At 64.2% G+C, this 22,800-nt stretch carries 15 protein-coding genes, 1 tRNA gene and 1 pseudogene; 7 read left to right on the top strand and 10 right to left on the bottom strand.

All coding sequences use genetic code 11. The annotated features are described in order from the left end of the window. Positions 1 to 75: 75 nt before the first annotated feature. Positions 76 to 333 (top strand): annotated as a pseudogene (locus tag OPU66_RS02240) (integrase core domain-containing protein); the annotation flags it as partial. A gap of 300 nt (positions 334 to 633) precedes the next feature. Here OPU66_RS02240 and OPU66_RS02235 read toward each other — a convergent pair. The 3 genes from OPU66_RS02235 to OPU66_RS02225 form a co-directional block, all read right to left on the bottom strand. Then, a complete protein-coding gene (locus tag OPU66_RS02235) occupies positions 634 to 888 on the bottom strand; it encodes a hypothetical protein (RefSeq protein WP_498551970.1) in 255 nt (84 codons plus the stop codon). A 398-nt stretch (positions 889 to 1,286) separates the two neighbouring features. Continuing rightward, a complete protein-coding gene (locus OPU66_RS02230; protein WP_498551968.1) occupies positions 1,287 to 2,666 on the bottom strand; it encodes a nicotinate phosphoribosyltransferase in 1,380 nt (459 codons plus the stop codon). 59 nt (positions 2,667 to 2,725) lie between these two features. Further along, entirely contained in the window at positions 2,726 to 3,790 is a 1,065-nt protein-coding gene (locus OPU66_RS02225; protein ID WP_498551967.1) for a bifunctional nicotinamide-nucleotide adenylyltransferase/Nudix hydroxylase, read from the bottom strand. Positions 3,791 to 3,934: 144 nt separating this feature from the next. Here OPU66_RS02225 and OPU66_RS02220 point away from each other — a divergent pair, with 144 nt between their 5' ends. Next, complete coding sequence (locus OPU66_RS02220) at positions 3,935 to 4,594, top strand: NUDIX hydrolase (protein ID WP_498551977.1); 660 nt, start codon at positions 3,935 to 3,937, stop codon at positions 4,592 to 4,594. Between the two features lie 592 nt (positions 4,595 to 5,186). Here the strand turns inward: OPU66_RS02220 and OPU66_RS02215 are convergent. Then, positions 5,187 to 6,884, bottom strand: coding sequence for an RNA-directed DNA polymerase (locus tag OPU66_RS02215; RefSeq protein WP_498551965.1), 1,698 nt, complete (start codon positions 6,882 to 6,884; stop codon positions 5,187 to 5,189). Between the two features lie 314 nt (positions 6,885 to 7,198). On the opposite strand from OPU66_RS02215, the gene OPU66_RS02210 reads away from it, so the two are divergent. The 4 genes from OPU66_RS02210 (at position 7,199) to OPU66_RS02195 (ending at position 14,560) form a co-directional block, all read left to right on the top strand. Continuing rightward, positions 7,199 to 8,167, top strand: coding sequence for a HamA C-terminal domain-containing protein (locus OPU66_RS02210; RefSeq protein WP_498551963.1), 969 nt, complete (start codon positions 7,199 to 7,201; stop codon positions 8,165 to 8,167). Beyond that, entirely contained in the window at positions 8,168 to 10,756 is a 2,589-nt protein-coding gene (locus OPU66_RS02205; protein WP_498551962.1) for a DEAD/DEAH box helicase, read from the top strand. It begins immediately after the preceding gene. A gap of 235 nt (positions 10,757 to 10,991) precedes the next feature. Then, positions 10,992 to 12,800, top strand: a complete 1,809-nt coding sequence (locus tag OPU66_RS02200) for an ATP-dependent nuclease (RefSeq protein WP_498551960.1) — start codon at positions 10,992 to 10,994, stop codon at positions 12,798 to 12,800. Continuing rightward, positions 12,797 to 14,560 (top strand): UvrD-helicase domain-containing protein, encoded by a 1,764-nt coding sequence (locus tag OPU66_RS02195; RefSeq protein ID WP_498551959.1) that lies wholly within the window; start codon positions 12,797 to 12,799, stop codon positions 14,558 to 14,560. The genes OPU66_RS02200 and OPU66_RS02195 overlap by 4 nt, the downstream gene beginning before the upstream one ends. Positions 14,561 to 14,986: 426 nt before the next feature. Here the strand turns inward: OPU66_RS02195 and OPU66_RS02190 are convergent, their stop codons facing one another. Both OPU66_RS02190 and OPU66_RS02185 read right to left on the bottom strand, forming a co-directional pair. Then, positions 14,987 to 16,441, bottom strand: coding sequence for a tyrosine-type recombinase/integrase (locus OPU66_RS02190; RefSeq protein WP_498551958.1), 1,455 nt, complete (start codon positions 16,439 to 16,441; stop codon positions 14,987 to 14,989). A 2-nt stretch (positions 16,442 to 16,443) separates the two neighbouring features. Then, positions 16,444 to 16,534 (bottom strand) — tRNA-Ser (locus tag OPU66_RS02185). Positions 16,535 to 16,618: 84 nt separating this feature from the next. Between OPU66_RS02185 and OPU66_RS02180 the strand changes: the two genes are divergently transcribed. Beyond that, a complete protein-coding gene (locus OPU66_RS02180) occupies positions 16,619 to 17,659 on the top strand; it encodes a peptidylprolyl isomerase (protein WP_498551957.1) in 1,041 nt (346 codons plus the stop codon). Positions 17,660 to 17,791: 132 nt separating this feature from the next. Here OPU66_RS02180 and OPU66_RS02175 read toward each other — a convergent pair whose 3' ends face one another. The 4 genes from OPU66_RS02175 to OPU66_RS02160 are packed head-to-tail and all read right to left on the bottom strand — an operon-like array spanning position 17,792 to position 22,508. Then, positions 17,792 to 19,486: a DEAD/DEAH box helicase gene (locus tag OPU66_RS02175; protein WP_498551955.1), complete on the bottom strand. Its 1,695-nt coding sequence runs from the start codon at positions 19,484 to 19,486 to the stop codon at positions 17,792 to 17,794. Positions 19,487 to 19,533: 47 nt separating this feature from the next. Further along, on the bottom strand, positions 19,534 to 20,748 hold the full coding sequence (locus OPU66_RS02170) for a BaiN/RdsA family NAD(P)/FAD-dependent oxidoreductase (RefSeq protein WP_498551954.1): 1,215 nt from the start codon (positions 20,746 to 20,748) through the stop codon (positions 19,534 to 19,536). Positions 20,749 to 20,798: 50 nt separating this feature from the next. Then, the gene (locus OPU66_RS02165) at positions 20,799 to 21,152 is read right to left on the bottom strand and encodes a YbaN family protein (protein ID WP_498551952.1); all 354 of its coding nucleotides are present in this window, start codon (positions 21,150 to 21,152) and stop codon (positions 20,799 to 20,801) included. Positions 21,153 to 21,170: 18 nt separating this feature from the next. After that, on the bottom strand, positions 21,171 to 22,508 hold the full coding sequence (locus tag OPU66_RS02160) for an ABC1 kinase family protein (RefSeq protein WP_498551951.1): 1,338 nt from the start codon (positions 22,506 to 22,508) through the stop codon (positions 21,171 to 21,173). Positions 22,509 to 22,800: the final 292 nt, after the last annotated feature.

The following is a 22,800-nucleotide window of genomic DNA, read 5'->3' as shown; positions in this document are numbered from 1 at the left end:
GCTTGCTGCCGGTCACCCCGCGAATGCGGTCGGCGAGCTGATGCCGTGGACCGCCGTGGCCTGAGCACACCGCTTACCTTTATTGGCCGCATGCGCGACGAGCTGCTCAACGAGACCCTGTTCCTCAGCATGGCCCATGCAAGGGTCGAGATCGCTGCCTGGGTCGAGGATTACAACCGGGAAAGACCGCACTCAGCCTTGGGATACGCAACCCCGGCGGCGTTCGCCGCCGAACTGGATAAGCAATGGCCTGCTTCGCTACGCCCTACGGGCTCCGCTACGCAGCCCATTGCTTCAACCGCGCTGATGCGCAAAACAATCACCCGGCTCTAATCTCAGCTGGGGGAAAGCTGGGGGTCACGTCAAATTCGTTATGACAAGAACAAGCGCCGCAGAAATCAGCGTCCTTGGATGGCGGGCTAAGGCGGCAATTACCGCAACTGGTCGCTTGCGGAACGGCCAGAATTTTCTGAAAAGCACAAAGCCGCCATTCGTGGCGCTATCTGAGCCGTGACGGCTCCCGACCAGACCCCGTCGTTCTCCATAACGAGGACGAACGTCTGCTTCCGCCAAATGCCGTCATTCGACTTTTCGGACTGCCGATTGGCCCCGCTTATGACCGCAGCTGGGTGGTTAGCTGCCGCCCGGAGGTTCGGGCTTGAAGCCGCCATTTGGAACGTATGGCGGATCAAGGCGACGGCACTTCCACTGATCCACGGGGGCTTTGGTGCCTGAACATGCAAACTCGGCTGCTGATTCTTCGCCAGCCTTATTATCACGCCCTAGATACAGCGCGCTAAAGCCATCGCAATAAACATCAGGGCCAGCGTCACAGCCGGTTTCGCGCTGATCGACAATCAGATAGCCTTCACCGATGAGCTCTTTCACTATCGCTGCATCAACGTTTGTGACCGGCGCAAGAGCAGGATCGGGTTCGCGACCCCAAGGGTCGGTGGGGTCGCTAGAGCTATCAACGCCGCACGCTGCAATAACAAGAAATGGGATCAAGAGCACGCACCGGAGCTTACGTCTCGTCTCTTTCATTCGCGGGAACATACTGGGTTTGTGTACGGCAGCAACGGGGTCGGAAACCGAACGGCAGGAATGTGCCAAAAGCGAGGCAAAACTGCCATCCGCGGCCCGGCCTAAGCAATGAACAAGCCCAACCCAGTTCCTGTCTCTCCTGAAACTCATTATGCAAAGCGGCTGCTCCAAAGAGCTGTCGAAGCGACATCGGATCGGATTGAAAAAAGGGAGCGCCAGTTCTGACGCTCCCTTTGCAAGTCTCAAACCGCCCTTGCCCGCAGCTCGTCAAACATATGGCGCACCAGCATCGTCCCATTGCGCCACACCGGTCGCAGCAGGTTGTCGGCATCATCCACGTCATCCACCCGCCGCGCAACAAGGCTGCCTGCTTCGACGACGACCGCCTGCCGCCCCGCCTTGCTCGCCTTGCCTGGATCGGTGGCGGGTGCCTTGGCCACATCGTTCCACACCCCCTCGGCATCGCGCATGGCATTGGCCTTCATCGCGAAACGCAATGTGTCGCGGTTGACCTGCTGCAGCAGACCGCCGCCCATGCCGAAGGCGATGTTGTCGATGGCAAAGCCTTCCTCGATCAGCCGGTCGATCAGCTGCGCGATGGTGGCAGGCGTCATGCCATCGCCCTGGATCACGCGGACGTGGGGGTCGAGCAGCCGATAGCCCTTCGCGTTGACGGTGCCGCCGAAGGCCTCCCACAGTGCCTTGACCGCGCGCACCGGTGTCTCGACCGGATCGCCGCTGTCGGGACGGACCACCAGCGTGCCCTTGCGGGCCTGCACCTTGTTCCGCAGACTGCCGCCCCAGATGCCGGTCAGCGCCGCATCGAGGTCGTAGCTGTCCGAAACAACGGCCACCAACTTGCCCTTGCCATCGAAGGCATCGAGCATGTTGGCATAGGCCGCCTCTTCGCGCGCGCGGCCCCAGCTGGTCATGGTACTGTGCTCGGCCGCCGGGATCGAGAAGCCCGCCATGTCCGCGCCGTAATAGCGGCGGGCAGCGATCAGGCTTTCCATCGTGTCGGTGCCCATGAAGTTAACGAGGTGAGCCATGCCGCCCAGCCCCGCGCTCTCCCCGCTGCTGGTGCCGCGCGCGCCGAAATCGTGGAGCTTGAAGGGCAATTGGCCCTCCACATCCTCGCTGGTTGTCTCCAGCCCGGCGCGAATGATCAGACGGCATTGCCGGCTGAGCGTGGCGACAGTGGTCGGATACCAGATCGCCCGGAGCAGCGCGGTCTCGATGAAGGTCGCAAGCCACGGCAGACGCGGATCGGTGGTCTCGACCTGCAACAAGGGCACGCCGGTCGGCACGATTATGCCTTCGGGCAGAGCACGGATTTCGATCGGCAGGAAGCCGCCGTGCTCGTCCAGAATGATCTGCCAGCCTTCGCGGTTGAAGGGCACGCCGTGGGCTGTGCAGATCGCCTCGGCCTCGTTGATGTCAGCCTGCGTGATCGGGCGCGCCAGATAGTCGAGAAGATACGGCTGGAGGCCCATGAAAAGGATCTCGTCGGCAAAGTCGTTGGGCCGCGCCTCGATATAGGCGCTGATCGCGCGGGCTTCGGGCGGGTATTGCAGGAAGTGGCTGTGCTTGTAGCTGTCGGTTGCCAGGATCAGATTGGTCATGATGTGAACTCCTCACATGATTGCCGGATGCAGGACTCCCCTGTGCGGCGGGACATTTCTCAAAGATCGGCCATTTCCTCGATGATGGCCCAGTGGTCCTCGAACAGCATTTCAGGGGACAGGTCACCGAAGCGGTACCACTGCGCGTGGGCCGCATCGTCGCCGCCTTTCACGGCGAACAGTTTGCGGCGTTCGGGCAGGCGGAAGAGGAAAGCGTGGGTGATGATCCGCCCGCGCAAGCTCCGGTTCGGCGCATCGAACACCCGCGTACGCGCGTCCTCGATGAAGCTGGCGAGCATGGCGGGCGGGATCTGGCCCTTGCCATCGCTGATCGCGGTTTCCTCGCGCAGTTCGCGGATCGCGGCATCGCGGATGCGCTCGGCCGGATTGACGAAGCCGCCCGGCAGCGCGAGCAACCCCTTGCCCGGCGCACGCCCACGCTCGACCAGCAGGATGTGACCCGACTGGACGACGACAGCATCGGCGGTGACGAAGGGACCGGTGCCCCACTGCGCCGGATAGGCGGCAAGAAACTCGGCTTCGTCGAGCAGCGCCTTGAACGGCTCCCCCAGCATGAACTCGCGCAGGAAGTCGGCCACGCCGGCAGAGAGGATGCTGGCGGGCACTTCCGGGATGCGCTGGAAATAGCGCTGGCGCACGTCGTTCGACGAGAAGGTGCCGTACTGGCTCTCGACCTGCAGGTTCTCCCATTCGGGGAAAAGCTTGAGGTAGTAGGATGAGGAATCCTTGCCGTAGCCGGCCAGCGCGACCCGGAAATCCTTCAGTCCGTGGTTCTGGAAGCCGTGGCCGTTGCCATGCTCCAGCACCAGCGCCCGCACTTTGCGCTGGACCTGCGTGACCCAGGCGGTGTCGGAATAGAGGTGATCGTCCAACGGTGCGATGATCAGACGCCCTTGCGCCATTTCGTGCCGGAAGGCGGAGCGCAGCATCGCTTCACGCTCGGCATAGGTGAAGGGATTGCGCGGATCGCGCGCCACGTTGGCCGATCCCACCAGCACGATCAGCCGCTCGACCTGTTCGAGGGTGCGCGCAATGACGTGTTCGTGGCCGACGTGCAGAGGCTGGAAGCGTCCGATGAAGACGCCAAAATCAAACTTGCTCATATCCGAGTCTCCCCCAGATGATTTTAACGAGACGGGCTCCCCGACTCGCATCGACCTTATATGCACTGGACTTATATTCAGTAAAGATATAAGAATCCGGCCATGAGTCACCCTCCCTTCGCTGTCACCATCGATCTTGTGCTGATGACCGTTGCCGACGGCACCCTGTCCGTCCTGCTGCAACGCCGGGCGGACGAACCATTTGCCGACAGGCTTGCGCTGCCGGGCGGCTTTGTGGGGATCGAGGAGTCGCTCGACGAAGCGGCGCGGCGCGTGCTGGGCGACAAGGCCGGCATCGACGCGCAAGGCACCGCGTGGCTGGAGCAGCTCTTCACCTTCGGTGATCCTGAGCGCGATCCGCGTATGCGCACGGTCAGCGTCGCCTACTTTGCGCTGCTCCCGCCCGCCGTTCTGGAAAGGGCCGTCTCATCGAGGGCCGATCTCGCGCTACGCCCAGTCAGCGCCCCCGGTGAACCGCTTGCCTTCGACCACGCCAGCATCACCGCCACCGCGCATGAGCGGCTCCGCGGCAAGCTGGACTACGCACCCATCGCCTTCGCGCTGCTGGCAGAGCTGTTCACGCTGCGCGACCTACAAAGCGTGCACGAGGCCATCACCGGCACCACCTTCAACAAGCCCGCCTTCCGCCGCCGGATGCTCGACACGGGGTGGATCGAACCCACCGGCGAGCGTGAAAGTGACACGCCGTTTCGGCCTGCGGAGCTCTACAAGATGAGTGTACGGGTCGCCGATAGCAGGGGTGGAAATAGCAGCGGTGGAAAGGAGCGACCGTCGGGTGTCTGATGCTAAATGCTATTCTGACTCTTCGACGAATGAGCATCAAGGGCATTCTCTCACCCCATTGTGCAGAAAACTCGGCGGCGAGAGCGGGCTTGGCGAGAACCAGGAGGAGGCGCGCAGGCTTGCCCCCCGCTGATGCGGAGGCTGGAGTGGCTGCTTAGGGGTCGCTTGCTGAACGGCAGGTATTTTTCAGAAACCGGGCATGGCGGCCATTAGCTGCCCGATTTGCCGTGACCGCTCCCGACCAGACCAAGTCATTCAACGACGTTAGATTTAGCATCGGCTTTTGCTGAAACCTGCCATTCGGTTCCGCAAACCGGCCGGTTGGCTTTGCGCCCCGACTGCTGCCGTTCCACCCTCCAATCGGCGGTCCTGAAAGCCGCCGTTCGTTCGGGCGGTAGTCTGCCGTCGCCTAATGCATCCTCAACTCGGCCATTGCTGGTTCGAGATGCCTTTCTTGATAGCAGACGCTCATATCCACCCCGTTTGCGTCGGAACGCTCGTCATTCGACCTTAGGAGATCGCCGCACAAAGGTTTGTAGGAGGCATTTTACAGACGAGGCGACAGGAAGGCGCGCTATGATAGCTCGATTCCCTAAAACGGGAAATCCGGAAAGTCTGACGAACTTTCGCCGTCATCGTCTTCTTCGTCTTCGTCCTCATACGCGGATGCGAAATCCTCGATGGCGTACAGGGGGTCGTCGCCAAGCTCATCCGCATCGGTCTCCTCGCGCTCGAAGACGCGCGGCTGGTTGCTCCAGTCGATCATGGACGCCTGAGCTGCATGCCACGCGCCAAGCACCGAGTTGCCTGGAACGCCCGCCGCATTCAAACGGGCATGATGTCCGAGATGGTACAGCTCCAGCGAGAGCGGCCACAGCGCGCCTGCGAACTGGTCTGGGCCCGCAACACGCTCCTGTAGATCGGTGAGCAGTGCCGTGCGAGTTGTCAGACCGTTCACAGTCATATGCGCAAGCATCGCCAAAACGAGCGGGCCGGAGGTCTCGACGAGTGCATCGAGCTGGCGCTGCGTGAGCCTAATACCAAGTTCTTTCATGAGCCAAAGCGCCCAAACCAGCTCGGAGTCGTGGCCGAGGACCGCCGCGCTCCCCGCAACGGTTAAGATCACCTCTTTCCAAAGATCTCGGTCGAGGGGTTCCTCGAGACGGGCGCGCCAGGCGATGACGCGGGCGACATAGTCGAAGCTGTGGGGGAACTGGATCGCCGAGTGGGCGAGGAAAGGCTCCAGGACGTCCCAGCGTCGGTCCCACGCCTTCGCCCGGTCGATCTGCCTGATGGCGTACTTGATAATGCCCTCGTCCCGCATGGAAACGGCCCTGTCGATGATCCGAGTGAGCAGCGCGGTAATCTCCAGCAAACCGGGTAATCCCCAGCCGCCGAACGCCGCCGCGATGTCGCGCTTCAGGTCGCTCGGCCACGCCTCGCCGATTGCCTGCGCAAGCGGAAGTATACGCGTCTTCGCCTCGTTGATGTCGAGCTGATAGGCGGCGAGTCCGACGCGCAGACGGTGCAGGTGCCCCTCGCACTCCTCTAGCGTGTCGCCACCGATCCAGTAGTCGTCAACGTGGCGCACGTAATAGATCGGTTTGGACGTGCTCTGCAGATGGTCGGCATCGATCCTGGAAAGGATCAGCTCGCTCACCAGGCGAGAGGTGTCGGGCCCGACCGGTATACCCACCGTCTGGCCGTCCTGCGCCTGCCTCAGCGCAAAGTCGAGACGATTCCCCCTGACGCTGGCAGATGCTTCGTTACGGTCGGCCTTGGCCGCGTCCCTGCCATCGAGCGCCCACGGAATTGCGTGCGTGTAGATCGATGGGAAGCAACGAGAGACGTCCGTGACCAGGCAGAAGCGCTTGCGGGCGAGCGTCTGCAGCCGCAACGTGGGAAGTCTGCTCTGCGAGGTGATCCCCACCGCGCGGAAGGACCGCACAGGGAAGGTCGGCTTCGACGCCGATCCGTTCGATCCCGCAATGACGCCCTCGACGGCGGTCCAGTTCCGCTCGAAGAAGTAAGACGTATCGTGATGGAAAAGCGGGTGAGGGACGCCGAACATCCGGCGTTGCTGGCCACGTTTGCTAGCGTTGAAGCCGGCAAGCTGCCCGCGCCTCGACTTAGTCACGTAATAGCGGCTGCCTACGGTGATGCCTGGTATGTCAAAGAGGTTGGCGGAGGTGAAGATCGGCGGGAGGGATTCGGGAAGCATACCCTTGCGCAGCAGCGGACCGAGTCTCGGTTGCCTTTCCTCTTCGACCATGTCTTCGATCGTCGCCACGCAATCTCATCGCTTGCCCGTGGCGGGCGATCAAGTGCTCGGAAGATTTGCGCCCTAGATTCGATAGTGCCGGCGGCCACAGTTAATCCCTGAAGCTGCAGTTTGGCGCCGGGCGGCAGTCCTGCCGAGTTCGTCCGCCCGAACGGCGCCCCACGTGCCGTTCATGGCCGGCCAAAGCGCGAACATCCAGTCTCGGGAATTCCACCATTATGACGGTAGTTTACCCAGTTGGAGAACATCCCGTAAGGATGATACCAAGCGTCATAGGGGTATTTCCGTTTATCTTGATCTTCTAGGGGGCAACCATCGGTAGCTTGGCCGAAAATTCTCTCACAATTGCGCTTGCGGCCATCAAGAAGGACTGGTCGGCTCTATCGGCGCGGATTCGTACTGTCGAACACGATGTCACGACCGACCACGCACACCTCACGCTGCGTATTCACTATCCGGCGCTACGCGACCGACAGGCAACTGTCGAAGAACTCGCCAAGACGATCGCTCTGTATCTGACGCATTTCAGTCTTCCCCGGAAGCGAATACAGGATGTGTATTCCGCGCTGGCGGCGATGAAAAGCGATTTCGAACGACATCAGGCCATTTCCCGCTTGGAGCAAGAGGCGCGATCTCTTTTCATTCGAGCCCGGAATTCGTCTAAGCGCACCGGTGAGGCTGGCGAGCTATTGTTGTACTTGCTGACCGAATGGCTGCTGGATGCACCCCAGATCATTGCCAAGATGTCCCTTAAGACCAGCGCCCAGATGCCCGTCCATGGTTCGGACGGCATCCATGTACGCTACGATGCAGAGTCAGCGCGCCTGATCTTCTATTCGGGAGAAGCAAAGCTCCATATTGATCTTGGCCAAGCTATAAAAGCAGCTGCGAACTCAATCAAAAGCGGTCGCGAAAAGATGCAGCACGAGCTCGAGCTCGTCCAGCGGCATATCGATTTCGCCGGGTTGGATGAGCAGGCTCGAACCTCCTTGCTTCGCTACCTCGATCCATTCGACGAAGCCTACAACGACCGGATCGAAGTCGTAACCTGCCTGGTGGGATTCGACTTTGCCGCCTATGCCGAGCTGACTGCGAATGGGGGGCGCGACGCCGATGCAAGTTTCACGGCGATGGCGGTCGAAAAGCTCCGAGAAGTGGGGCCGACGTTCGCGGAGGCGCTGATCGACGCTGGCCTTCCTGGCCAAAAGGTCGAGCTCTTCCTGTTTCCGGTCCCATCGGTGACAGCGCTGCGAGACCGCTTCCAAGACCAGATCGGCTGGACGCGCGCATAAATGCAGGAGCTTGCCGACAAGGTTTGGAGCAATGCCGCCTTCCATTCAGCTGCGGCTCGGTTGCAGAGGGCATGGCTCGCTCACGACATCGGCATCGGAACCGTCGACCCGCCCAGCCTCAACGAAGCTGCGCAAATCGTTCAGGCCTCGGCGATCCTCGCATGCTCGAAGGTCGCTGATCATCGCGAGCAAGCATACCGCTCGATGACTTCGGCATTCGAACTCTACGGCGCTTCCGAGCTTCCGCTCGATCAGGCCGCGCGTGTAGTTCTTGCTCGGTTGAGCAACTTCCCGGCAATGGCGACACGCCCGTTGATACGCGACGCCAAACTCGCATTGCCCCCAAGCCTAGTCGCCGAGGAACTGGTCGTATCGGACCGACGTACCGTAACCCGTCGCGGCCAACCCCTGGTCCTCACTCATTACCAGTTTGGCCTCTGGCGCCGGCTTATGGACGGTCGGCGCATCGCAGTTGCCGCGCCGACTTCCGCCGGCAAGTCCTTTGTACTTCAGAACTTCATCGCGGCGCGTATGGAAGCGCCGGGCCCCCATACGATCGTCTACATCGTTCCAACGAGGGCTCTGATCGCGCAGGTCTCGGCCGACATACGCAAGATTCTCGGCAATGATGGGCCGAGCTTGGAGGAAATCGAAGTACTCACTGTCCCCTTGGAAACGGGGCAGCCGTTGCCGACACGCGCCGTGTATGTGTTCACCCAAGAGCGGTTGAGAATGATGCTCGGCGCACATCCCGGATTTTCTGCACAGGTGATTATCGTCGACGAGGCCCATTCTGTCAGCGATGGCGCGCGAGGCATCCTCCTGCAATGGACGGTGGATGATCTCCTTCAGCGCCAACCGTCGGCCCAGCTTTTGTTCGCCAGCCCGAGGATCCAGAACCTCGACGTTTTCGGTCGAATGTTCAATTTGACCGATATCGTCACCATGCCGAGCGGCGATCCGACCGTTGCTCAGAATTTCTTGGTCGTCGAGTTCGATGATGCCGACGCGGGCAACCTAACGATCCGCTACGTTGAACCCAATCGCACCCTCACGGAAGTTGGCCGAGTGGAGCTCGGATTGCGTTCCGTGACCAGGATCGAAAAGCTGGTGAACCTTGCGCTTAGCCTGGGTCGCGGGGCCTCGAATATTGTCTACGCAAACGGCGCAGGTGACGCCGAGCATATAGCGCTTGAGATCGCCAAGCGGCTGGATCGTTCGCCGACGCCACGACGGCAAGCGCTCGCCCAACTCGCGGCGGAGACTGTTCATTGGTCCTATGCGCTGGTCGCGTGCGCGAAAATGGGCGTCGCTTTTCATTACTCGAACATGCCGACACAAATTCGTACCGCCGTCGAAGAGGCGGTTGCGCGAGGCGACGTAGACTACCTAGTCTGCACCACGACGCTACTCCAGGGCGTTAACCTACCCGCTAAGAATCTCTTTCTCTGCCGACCGGAAAAGGGAGACCGTGTTGCATTAGAATCCGTCGACTTCTGGAACCTTGTTGGTCGCGCCGGGCGTCTGATGAAGGAGTTTCAAGGAAACATCTTTCTCATCGACTACGACAAGTGGCGCAAGAAGCCGCTTGAACAACCCCGTTACGCAACGGTCGTGCCGGCGATGGATTCCGCCATTCTCCAGAAGCGCGCCGAACTGCTGCGCGTTGTTGAGCGTCCGGAGACACAGCGGAGTGAATTGGATCATGTCGACGCCGTCTTTGGGCGCCTTCTAAATGAGCATCTCTCTGGCTCTTTACAAAACATCCTCAATCGCATTCCGGGCTACAACGACGAAACGCCGGACTCTCTAATCCTGCGGAATGCGCTCGCGAAAGCCGCTCTCGGTATCACCTTGCGCACCGGCGTATTGCGCATCAGCCCGAATATCTCGCCGCATAGGCAACAGGCGCTCTACGAGATTCTATATTCTAAAGCCGTCAAATCGCGTGCGGACGCATTGGCATTCGTTCCAAAACATCCTAATGACCGCGAAGCATATCAATCCTACGCTGGTATCTTGGAGATTTGCCACCGGGTAATCGAAGGACGACCGGACACCTCCCGCCTTCATCGTTTCTTGGCACTAATGGCAGTGTTCTGGATGCGTGGACGACCGCTGCCACATATTGTCCAGAATCAACTTCGACGAAATCCGGATCGCGATCGCCGTGAGGTCATTCGCGACACGCTCGACCTCGTCGAAAAACGTGTGCGGTACCAGTGCGTGCGCTTGTTCAGCTGCTACGGGGCCGTGCTCGCTGAGGTGTTGCACAATGTCGAGCACGCCGAACTTGCAAATGCCTTGCCATCCATTCCGTTGTTTCTCGAACTGGGCGCTTCAGACAAGACCACACTTAGCCTGATGTCGCACGGCTTATCCCGCGCGACTGCGACTCGGTTGACGCCCCGTGCTCCATCCCGCGAGCTCGGCACCGATGATGCACTAGCATGGCTTCTTCAGGCACCCATTGAAACATATCGCCTCCCTTCTCTGCTTCTAGATGAGATCCTTGCCGTCCGAGGTGAGGAGCCGGGGACTGTTCCGCCCGAGGCTGGAGAGGACGATAACAAGGGAGCGATGATCTGAGTTGCCTAGTCGATGCGTGCCTGAGATAATCAGGGCGTTACGCGCCGAATGGCGGTTGCTTTCAAAGGTCCAGATATGCCAATACCGATACACCGGTAACGGCGCCAGGGCCAGTTGTGGGGCTCCGAAGAATAATCCAATCGGTGCGACTCGGTGAACATGCTTGTCTCCTCGTTGCTCCTAATTCGATCGCTTGGCATCGTGGCGTCACTTCGTCGCCAAACACTCAGGTGGGATGATGCGGGTAGCTCGGATCGTAATTCAGAATTTTCGCACTTTCGCGTCACTTGACGTGAATGTCGCTGATGATCTGTGCTGCATCATAGGCGAGAACAACACCGGCAAGACCGCAATCCTGCGCGCGATTCAGATCTGTCTCGACAATATGTTGCCGTCGAGTTTTCGGTCACTGCTGCGCGAGGACATCCACTCTGCGATCGATATTGCCGAGCCAAGCCAGGTTCTGATCGGCATTGAGCTGACGGGGTTCGAGGGCAAGGTGAACGAAGAGGCGCTGGTCAGCACCTGGAAGACCGCCGCGGATCGTGCGCGCATATTCTACCGCTTCCGCCCGCGCCCGGCTGTCCGGGAGCAGCTTGCGAGTGGCGACATCGCACCCGGCATGCTGACCCTTGAGGACTATCAGTGGGAAATTCGCGGTGGCGGTGATCCTGCGATCGACCTCACCGACATTGCCTGGGATGACGAGGGGATCGGTGAGTCCGTGCGCTTCGCCGACCTGCAATCCTACCTTCTCGTTCATCTGCCCGCGCTCCGCGATGTCGAGAACGACCTACGCAATCCCCGCCAGTCACCGCTTATCCGTCTGATCGAGGCGTTCGAGATCGATGCGGCCGAGCAGGACGCCCTGATTGCCATCCTCGACCAGGCCAATCAGGCAATCGCGAACTCGGCGACTATCGCCGAGATAGCGGAGGCAATCGACGCGCGATTCAAGGACGTCTCTGGTCCCGCGTTCGAGATGGACGCCACGCTCGGCCTGTCCGCCGCGACCTTCCGCGCGATCATTCGCAACTTGAAAATCATTCTGTCGGACCTGTCGCTCACTTCGTTCGAGCCCGGCCGCAACGGTCTTGGCATGAACAACGTCCTCTACATCGCGATCCTGATAGAATATCTCCAGCGGCGGATCGCGCTTAACCGCTCGGCCGGTCAATTGATCCTAATCGAGGAGCCCGAAGCGCATCTCCATCCCCAGCTGCAATTCTCGCTGATCGCCGCACTGCGCGCGATCGGCGTGCAGATCATCCTGACCAGTCACAGCACCCAGGTGACCTCACAGGTTCCCCTGAGCAGCATTGTATCGTTTACCAAGCGGGAGGACGCGACCATTGCTGCGGGCAACCTCGCCCTCAATGCGGCGCTGACCGCGCCAGAGATTGCCGATCTCGAACGCTATCTCGACGCAACCAAGAGCGCATTGCTCTACGCCCGCAAGGTCATGCTGGTCGAAGGGCCAGCCGAGATGTTCCTGATCCCGGCGCTGATCGAGCAGGTTTACGGCGTGAAGCTCGAACGGCTCGGCATCTCGGTTATTGCGATTCATGGCGTCCATTTCGACGTCTATGCCAAGCTGTTTCGCGCCGGCTCGCTTGAGAAGAAGTGCGCCATCGTGGCCGATGCTGACATGAAGCCGTCCGACGCCGAGGACTTCGATCCGGAGACCGGCGCCCCCGATCTGATGGCACTGGAAAACGACTTTGTGTCCACTTTCGCGGGCGCCACTACTTTCGAACGCGAACTGGTATCGGTCGGGCGCCTGCCTATGCTAATCGAGACCGTTCGCGCTCTAGGCGCGCCGCAGATCCTTGCGCAGATGGAGAATGGGCTCGCAACGCTCGCGCTCGGGGGACTGGGCCTTGCCGAAGAGACGGCGTTGCGCATCGAGCTGGGCCGTATCACGCTCAATACCGCCAAGCGTTTTGGCAAAGCGCGTTTCGCGCAGATAGCAGCGCGCTACGCTAATCTCGCGACCGATCTGCCGCCCTATATCGAGCAGGCCTATGAGTGGCTCACCGAATGATCCGGCTGACACCCGAACAGCGCGAGGCGGTCGAACATGACGGCAATCTGCTGCTGACGGCTTGCCCAGGGAGCGGCAAGACGCGGGTCATTCTCGCCAAGCTGCTGACGCTGGCCGAAAAGGTCGTCGGCACGCCCCAGTTCATCGGCTGCATCACCTATACCAATGCCGCGGTCGACGAGATCGAGGCCCGGCTGCGCACTTATGGTAACAACACGATCGCAGACCGCTGTGAAATCTCCACGATCCACGCCTTCTGCCTGCAATTCATCCTGCGTCCCTATAGCTGGCTGATTCCCGAGGTGCCGGCATCATTTCAGGTGCTCTCCCGTGAGAACAGCATGTTCGAGCAGATCGTGACGGCGGTCGAGGACGCCTTCGGTCGCATGCCCGCGGGGCAGGTGTTCGAAGACTATGAGTCGCTTCGTATCGACGTAAACGGTGAACCCTGCGGCCAGGGTATCGAGACTGGCATCGTCACCGAGGAATCCGCCGCGCTCTATTGGGAACGGGTCCGCGCCCACGGATACCTCGATTTCGCGATGATCCTCTATTATTCGTGGAAGATCATCGAACAACATCCGTTCGTCGGACGTGGTATCGCGAGCCGCTTTGCCTGGCTGCTGATCGACGAATTCCAGGACACAACGGACATCCAGATCGCCATCTTCGGCGCGCTCCGGCGTTTCCTCCACACTTGCTTCTTTCTTGTAGGCGACCAGAACCAGTCGATCATGCGCTTCGCCGGCGCTCGCCCCGAACTCGCCGAGCAGTTCGGCGACCAGATTGACGCGCACCGCGACAAGGCCCTGACCGGCAACTTCCGATGCGGGCCGGCGATTGTCAGCACTGCATCAACGCTCATCCCGACTGTGCCGGGGATGCAGTCGGCGGGCGATGCAGCCCAGCTCGCGGCGCAAGTGAACTACGTCCATGTCGGCCGGCCGATCGACGCTATCACCGACCATTTCTTGCCCGCCCTACAGGATGCCGGCATCCCGCTCGGCAAGGCCGCGATCCTTGCGCCATGGTGGACGCATCTCATCCCCGTCGCCCGCGCCCTCCGCGACTTCGACGTGCCGGTCTTCGGTCCGGGTGCGCGCCCCTATAAGCGCCGGCGTCTGCTTGCCGGACTTGCCGAGCAACTCGGAGCCTGCGCCGAGGCCGGCAATTACCTCGGAATCCCGGGTGTCGAGCGTGCACTGTTTCGGCTCATCGGTGATCTCACCGGGAACTCGCGCTACGACATGTTCAGCTATCAGGGACGTCGCGTAGCGCTCGGCCTGATCTATCTCGCTCGCGAACTTGCCGACCAGCATCCCGGCGGCGTCGCTTGGCTGCGCGCCATCGCGCGCGAGGCGGGTGACTATCTCGAATGCGAGGAATGGTTGCCGGGCGGCGCCAAACAGACGCTGATCGATTCCGCCGAGGAAATGCTGTCCGACATGCAGGCCAGCAAGGTCGATCTCGCGAATCTGCTGATCTCCGATATGGGCCTATTCGCCAATCCCGAGCGTGCGCTCAAGCTGATCACGCTGCACAATTCCAAGGGGCGCGAATTCGATGGCGTCGCCCTGATCTGCATGAACAATGGCAGTATCCCGCATTTCTCGACATCGACGCAGGAGGCGTATGACGAGTCTCGGCGGCTATTCTACGTCGGCCTGACCCGCGCCAAGCGCATCCTCGTCGTCGCGTCCGATCAGTCTCACTGGAAGAACACGCCGACCCCGTTTATCGCGGAGGCTGGCCTTGGATGAACGCCTGCCCTGCTTAAAACCGGGTTTGCCGTAGCTCTGTCTTCCTGAGGTTGGTCTTGAATCACTCGGTCGATAAGCGGCTCACTTCCAGGCCGTGGAGGATGCCAACGTTCAACGTCTGCTTCCCTGGTTGGTGGCGCCGCAACCCGACTGTCCGCAAACGGCCCAGCCTCAGTCGTATCGCCACCCCGCGCCGACAACCGCTGAACGTCGGCTTCTGACAGGATCTGACGCTCAACCGGCGACATGTGAACGGCAGGAAAGTCCCAGAACCGGTCCTTCAAATGGCCTCAAGGTTACACCTCTTTCAACCGATCGGCGGGACGCCCCGACCTAAAGGCGGCCCCAGCCCATGCAGCGCGCCTCGGCACCGCGACAGGCTCCCGCCAGCATGCCGCACCCGCCTTTTCGGTGCCCGCGTCCCGCCTAGCGCCGCGGCCCGGTGAGCAGGTCGAATGCACTCCGCTGCCCCTGCATCAGATGCGCGGCCCATTCGGTCGCCAGCTCCAGCCGTCGCGGCATGTACGCCGCGCGGTTGTAACGGAGTTCAGACGGCGACAGCCCCTGCGGGATATGGGCCAGCATCAGGTCGACGATCATGCGCTCCGAACGTCGCCCGACTTCATCAATCGGCAGGGCGCCGATGCGCTCGTTCCAGTAGGTGGCGAATGCTGCGCGCCAGCCATGGGGAACATGGCGTCCCCGATAGCCGAGCCGATTGTAGAGATACCCCACCGCATTTTCGCTGATCGGCACATGCGACGAACGGTTCGAGCAGAAGGGCAATGGGCCTCGGCCCGTCAGCTGGCGCACCGCCTGCAACACCTCGACCGCTTCCGGTGCCAGCGGAACACGATGCGCGAACGTGTCGTCATCTCTCAGGTCAAAGGCCTGCTTCATGCGCTCCGCAGGGATGATCCAGATCGGCCCATCGAACTGATCATCCCGCGCAAAGCCATCCATGTTGAAAAACTCGCTCCACGGCGCGGTCCGGATCATGCCCGGGCGCTGCGCGGTGAGCGCCATGAACCGCGATGCCAGCTTGGTGACCGGATTTGCCCCCGCCTGATCGACATCGGCGATAAGGCGGCGCAAGGCATCGGGCGCGATCAGTGCCGGGCGCAGCTTGGCGCGCGGCACGGGTTTCAGGCTTTTGACCAGATCGGCCGAGAGCGATTGCCGCACCAGTTTCCTGCCCCTGGCATAGGAAAACACGGACTGGATACGCTGGAGAAGGCGGCGGGCAGTCTCGATCGCGCCGCGGTCCTCGACCTTGGCGAGCACGGCCAGCACCAGTTCCTCATCGATCCGCGCCATCGGGAGCGTGCCGAGATGCGGAAACACATCGCGTTCCAGGCTCGTGATCACGTCTCGTGCATGAACCGGTCGCCAGCGCCCGATCTGGGTTTCATGCCATTCGCGCGCCACGGTCTCGAACGTCTGCTGCTGTTCGGTCACGGCGACAAGCTTGGCCATCCTGGCCTCAAGCCCGGGATCGATATGGTCGCGAAGCTGCTTTTTGGCCGCGTCCCTGCGCGACCGCGCCTCGGCGAGGCTGATGTCGGGATAAGCGCCGAGGACCAGCAGCTTTTCCTTGCCGGCAAAGCGATATTTGAGTCGCCACGATTTGTGGCCCCTGGGGGTCACGAACAGATGCAGGCCGCCGCTGTCGGCGAGCTTGTACGCCTTGTCGCGCGGCTTGGCTTTCCGGATTTCAACGTCCTTCAGCATACCCCCAACTCCGCGTTCTGATACCCCCAGAATACCCCCTGCAACGCATGGCTTTGGGCACACGCGGCCGGAAGGCGCTGGACAGAACCTTGGCAGAAAAGCGCCATTTTTTGAGGTCTGGATAAAGTGCTGAACGCCGCTGAAAGGCATGGTGGCGGAGCGGGAGGGATTCGAACCCTCGATACGGTTTTGCCGTATACTCACTTTCCAGGCGAGCGCCTTCGACCACTCGGCCACCGCTCCGCATGCACTGGAAGTCGGTGTCCCTAGCCGTGTGCGGCGGCGGAGACAAGCGCCCTTCCCTCGTCTGGCCGGGCATGGCATCGATTGGCGATGACGATGCTTGCGATGCTGGCGGCGGGTGCCGCGACGCTGACTGTGCTGGCGGCTGGGCCGCTTGCCGCGCCGACCGCTCTCAATGCCAACGCCACGGGCGCGACAGCGCAGGGCGCGGCTGCGGTGCAGCCCCCGCCCCGCGCCGAGGCACCTGCGCCCGCGCTGTCACCGGGCGAGATCGTCGCCCGGGCGGCGGCGGCCGACTGGGTGGCCATTCCCGCCGATCAGCTGCTGGTGATGGATCTTGCCGCCGATGCGCGCGGGCGGGCACGGCGTGTGGTCATCCAGCTGATGCCGCCGCCCTTTGCCGAGCCGTGGGTCGCCAATATCCGCACCCTTGCCGCGGCGCATTGGTGGGACGGGCTGGGCGTGGTGCGCGTGCAGGATAACTATGTCGCGCAATGGGGCGATCCCGAGGGCGAAAATCCGACCAGGGCGAAGCCGCTGCCCGCGGGGCTGCGCCCGACCGGCGATGCGCCCTATCAGCTGCGCGGCGATGCGCCGGGCTGGCAGCGTTTTGCCGGGCTGACGATCCCGCGCGGCACCCCCGATGGCTATACCGCGTTCGAGGCCGGCTGGCCGGTCGCGGCGGCGGGCACGCCCGATCATGCCGCGCGCTGGCCGGTGCACTGCTATGGCATGGTCGGCGTCGGCCGCAATCTCGCGCCCGATCGCGGCACGGGGGCGGAGCTTTACGCGGTGATCGGCCATGCGCCGCGCCATCTGGATCGCAACATCGCGCTGGTCGGGCGGGTGGTGAGCGGGATCGAACATCTGTCGAGCCTGCCGCGCGGCACCGGGCCGCTGGGCTTCTATGCCGATCCGGCAGAGCGGGTGGCGATCCGCCAGATCAGGCTGGCGAGCGCCCTGCCCGCCGCCGAACGGCCACGCTTCGAATATCTGTCGACCGACAGCGCCGCCTTTCTGCGCTATGCCGAGGCGCGGGCGAACCGCCGCGATGCGTTCTTCAACCTGCCTGCCGGCGGGGCGGATATCTGCAACATCCCGGTGCCGGTGCGCCCGGCCGGCTGACGCGCGTGCGGGCCGGGTCCGGTGGACCCGGCCGCGCTGGTCGTCGCAAACGGCTGGTCAGCGCTGGCGGCGCGGACGTTTCTCAGCGCTGGCGGCGCGGGCGTTTCTCAGCGCTGGCGGCGCGGGCGTTTCTCAGCGCTGGCGGCGCGGGCCGGGCCGTGGTCCCGCCCGGCCGGGGCGAAACGGCGGACGCGGGCCGCCGCGCCCGCGCGGGGCGGGCGGCGGGCCATCATGCGGCATGATCCGCACATCATCGCCATCGTCCGGCCCGGCGGTGCGGGCGAACGCGGCGGCAAAGGCCGGGGCGATGGCGCGCGGCACTTCGAACAGCGTTTCATCGGGCAGGATGCGGATCGCGCCGATCTGCGCCTTGGCGACATGACCGCGCCGGCACAGCAGCGGCACGATCCAGCGCGGATCGGCCTGATGCCGCCGGCCGATATTGAGGCGGAACCAGACGGCGTCGACGCCGCCGCCCTGCCGGTCGGGGCGCGGACCGCGTTCCTGCTCGGCCGGGCCGGAATCGACCAGTTCCTCCGGCTGGGGCATCGCCGCGCGGTGCATGCGGACCAGCGCGCCCGCCAGTTCGGCGGGCGAACGCTGGGCGAGCAGCATCGCGGCAATCGCCTCGTCTTCCTCGTCCAGCTCGACCGGGGCGATCAGCCGCTCGGCCAGCCGCTCGCGGTCGCGCAGGCGGATCTCCTCCGGTCCCGGACAGGCAGCCCAGGTCACCGGAATGCGCGCGCCGCGCAGCATCATGTCCACCCGGCGGCGGCGCGGATAGGGAACGATCAGCACCGCCGTGCCCTTGCGCCCCGCGCGCCCGGTGCGGCCTGAACGGTGCTGGAGCGTTTCGGCGTCGCGCGGCAGCTCGACATGGATGACGAGGCTGAGGCTGGGCAGGTCGATCCCGCGCGCGGCAACGTCGGTCGCCACGCACACCCGCGCCCGGCGGTCGCGCAGCGCCTGCAGCGCGCGGTTGCGTTCGGCCTGGCTGTGTTCGCCCGACAGGGCGACGGCGGCAAAGCCGCGCTCGACCAGGCTGGCATGCAAATGGCGCACCGCATCGCGCGTCGCGCAGAACAGCATCGCCGTATCGGGATCGTGGAAGCGCAGCAGGTTGATGACCGCATGTTCGATATCGGACGGGGCGACCGCAATCGCCTGATGGTCGATATCGCCATGCCCGCGCGCCTCGCCCACCGTCGAGATGCGCAGCGCGTCGCGCTGGTAACGCTTGGCGAGCGCGGCAATCGGCTTGGGCATGGTGGCCGAAAACAGCAGGGTGCGCCGCCCCTCGGGCGTCGCGTCGAGAATCTCCTCCAGATCCTCGCGAAAGCCCATGTCGAGCATCTCGTCGGCTTCGTCGAGCACGGCGACGCGCAGCGCCGACAGGTCGAGCGACCCGCGCTCGAGATGATCGCGCAGCCGCCCCGGCGTGCCGACGACGATGTGCGCGCCGGCATAAAGCGCGCGCCGCTCGCGCGACGGATCCATGCCGCCCACACAAGGCGCGATCCGCGCCCCGGCCTGGCCGTACAGCCATTCCAGCTCGCGCGCGACCTGCAGCGCCAGTTCGCGCGTGGGCGCGATCACCAGCGCAAGCGGCGCGCCCGGCTGGGGCAGCCGCGCGGCATCGCCGAGCAGGTCGGCGGCCATGGCAAGGCCGAAGGCAACGGTCTTGCCCGACCCGGTCTGGGCGGAGACCAGCAGGTCGCGGCCGGCGGCCTCCGGCTCGAGAACGGCGGCCTGGACGGCGGTGGGGGCGGCATAGCCGCGCGCGACAAGCGCCTCGCCAAGCGAGGCCGGAAGATCAGGAAAGGTCATGAGCGGTTCCCCATGGGGGACATGGCCGCCCGGCACAAGGCGGAAAACTACGTGACCTGTCCCGCAGCGAGAGCGAGGCCCGCCGCCCGGCCGCTCGCCCAGGCCCATTGAAAGTTGTAGCCGCCGAGCCAGCCGGTGACGTCCACCGCCTCGCCAATCGCATACAGGCCGGGCACGCGCCGCGCCGCCATCGTTTTCGACGACAGCTCGGCGGTGCTGATTCCGCCCGCCGTCACCTCTGCCTTGGCAAAGCCTTCGGTCCCGGTCGGGTGGAAGGTCCAGCCGCCCAGCCGTTCGGCGGCGGCGCGCAGCAGCCGGTCGGGCGCATTGCCCAGCTCCGCCGCCAGCCCGAGATCGGCGGCGATGCCGGCGGCCAGCCGGTCGGCGAGCCGTTCGGGCAGCGCCTCGCGCAGCAGCCGGCCGAGATGCTGGCGCGGGCGTTCGCGCTTGGCTGCGACCAGCCAGTCAGCCGCGCGCCCGGGCAGAAAATCGATCGTCACCGCCGTGCGCGGCCGCCAATAGGACGAGATTTGCAGGATGGCGGGGCCGGACAGGCCGCGATGGGTGAACAGCGCCGCTTCGGCGAACACCCCCTGCCCGGCGCGCGCGACAACCGGGGCGGACACGCCCGACAGCTCGCGGAACAGCGCCTCTTCGCCCGACAGGGTCAGCGGCACCAGCGCGGGACGCGGCTCGACCAGCTTCAGCCCGAACTGGCGCGCAAGGTCATAGGCGAAACCGGTCGCCCCGATCTTGGGGATGGACGGCCCGCCGGTCGCGATGACCAGCGCGGGCGCAGCGGCGATGCGCCCGCCGTGATCGACGCGGAACAGCCCGTCGCCATGCGCAACCGCCGTCACCGGCGTGCCGCAGCGCAGCTCGACCCCGCCCGCCCCGCATTCCTCGACCAGCATGGCGACGATCTGGCGCGCCGATCCGTCGCAGAACAGCTGGCCCAGCGTCTTTTCGTGCCAGGCGATGCCATGGCGGTCGACCAGCGCGATGAAATCCTCCGCGCCATAGCGGCTGAGCGCGGAGCGGGCGAAATGCGGATTGGCCGACAGAAACCGGTCGGGGGCGGTGTGGATGTTAGTGAAGTTGCAGCGCCCGCCGCCCGAAATCAGGATCTTGCGCCCCGGTTCGTCGGCATGGTCGATCAGCAGCACGCGCCGCCCGGCCTGGCCGGCGGTCGCCGCGCACATCAGCCCGGCGGCCCCGGCACCGAGGATGATCGCGTCAAATCTGGAAACGGCATCGGTCACGGCCGCGCCCTATCATGGCCGCAGGCCAGCGCGATGCCCAAAAAACGCAGTCAGGCGTCGGGCCGGGTCAGGATGAAGCCGCCACAGACAAGTGCGACGATCAGCGGTGCCGCCCCCCAGGGCAGCGGCAGGGCGACAAGGCCGATCACCGCGCTGCCGCCAAGGCCGAGCGCCGCCGCCAGCTTGGCCTTGCGGCCGATGGCGCGCCGCTCGCGCCAGGCGCGGATCGGCGGGCCGAAACGCGGATCAGCCAGAATCCGCGCCTCCAGCGCCGGATTGCCGCGCGCAAAGCAGAAAGCGGCGAGCAGCATGAACGGCACCGTCGGCAGGATCGGCAGCGCCATGCCGATCACGCCCAGCGCAACCGCCACCATCCCCGCCCCGTGCCACAGCCAGCGCCGCATCGGCCGCCCCCTTTCCGGTCAGAGATGCGGGGCGACGAGCGCCCCCATATCGACGACCGCGCCCAGCCGGCTGGCGATCAGATAGACGCCGCCCAGCTTGCGCTGCACGAACAACGCCTCGGCCGGGGGGACGTGCCACAGCTCGCGCCGCTTCGCCATTGCCAGCCCCTGATCGCGCATCCGCTCGGCAAAGCCGCGATCGGCGAAATCGAACCGCCCGCCGGCGCGCAGCGGGGCCATCGCCATATCGGCCAGCGCCAGAATCTCGGCCTTGCGCTCGGCGGGCACGCGCGGATGGACAAGGCCCAGCGACTCGGCCGCCGCCCACACCGCCGCCTCGTCGCCGCCCAGCCCGGCCCGGCCGAGCGTGCGATAGCCCTCGGTCATCGCCGGCGCGATGGTCCGCGTCGCCCCGAAATCGAGCAGGATCACCCGCCCGGTGGCCGGATCATAAAGGAAGTTTGCCAGATTGGGGTCGGTCTGCATCAGGCCGAAGCGGAACAGTTCATCGAGCACCAGCCGGATCAGCGCCGTCGCCAGCCGGTCGCGCTCGGCCTGCGGCGCGGTTTCCGCCGCCTCGATGGGAACGCCGGCGACATAATCCATCACCAGCACCGCCGGGCGGGCCAGTTCCTCGACCAGCCCCGGCACGGTGAAATCCGGGTCATCCGCCAGCGCGGCGCGGTAGCGCGTCAGGCAATCGGCCTCGCGCAGATAATCGGCCTCGTCGCGCAGCTGGCGCTTCGCCTCGGCGAGCAGCGGGGCCAGATCCAGCCCGTCGGGCACCAGCCGCGACATCGCCAGCAAGGTCGCGACATTGTCGACATCGCTGTCGATGCTCAGCCGCACGCCGGGATACTGGACCTTGATCGCCACATCGCGCCCGCAGGTCAGCCGCGCCCGATGGACCTGGCCGATCGAGGCGGCGGCAATCGGCGTCCAGCCAAACTCGGCAAAGCGCGCCTCCCAGCCCGGTCCCCAATAGCGGTCGAGCACCGCCTGCACCTGCGCGCGCGGCATCGGCCGGGCATCGGCGCGTAGCCGGGCGAGAATCTCCGTCAGCTCGGGCGGCAGCAGATCGCCCGCATCCATCGACATCAGCTGGCCAAGCTTCATCGCCGCGCCGCGCAGATTGGCAAGCCCGTCGGCGACGCGCAGCGCATTGGCCGGGGTCAGCAGCAGATCGGGCAGGCTGGGACGCCGGCCCCGCGCCAGATCGCGCGCGCCGCCCAGGATCATGTTGCCGGCCACGCCCGCCGCCAGCCCGCCGAACCGGGCCAGGCGGCTGATTCGCCCGGTCGGCACCGGCGCCCCGGCCCGTCGTTCATCTGCCCGTCTGTCGCTGTCGCCGGCCATGCCCGCCCCTTTCCTGCCGCGCCGGGGGGTGGCGCGCCGGACTGGCGCAGGCACCGGCTGCGGGCGGGATATGGGCATGCGGCCGGGCCTTGCAATGACCGCATCGCGATACCGGGCATCGCGGCAATCCCTGAGTTGCGGCCAAAGGCCAAGAGGATCAAGCCGGGACTGGAACGGATCCAGTTGCGTCCGGGATCGGGCGAGACGCCGCAGCGTGCCGGGTTTCATTTACTTTGTCTTAACCGGCACATGCGATGCTCGCTGAGGGGACGTTTGCCGCGACGGGACTACG

It is taken from the genome of Sphingomonas sp. URJC2 (assembly GCF_059803575.1).
Note: the sequence above shows the minus strand (reverse complement) of the source record. Positions and strands in the feature narration are given on the sequence as shown.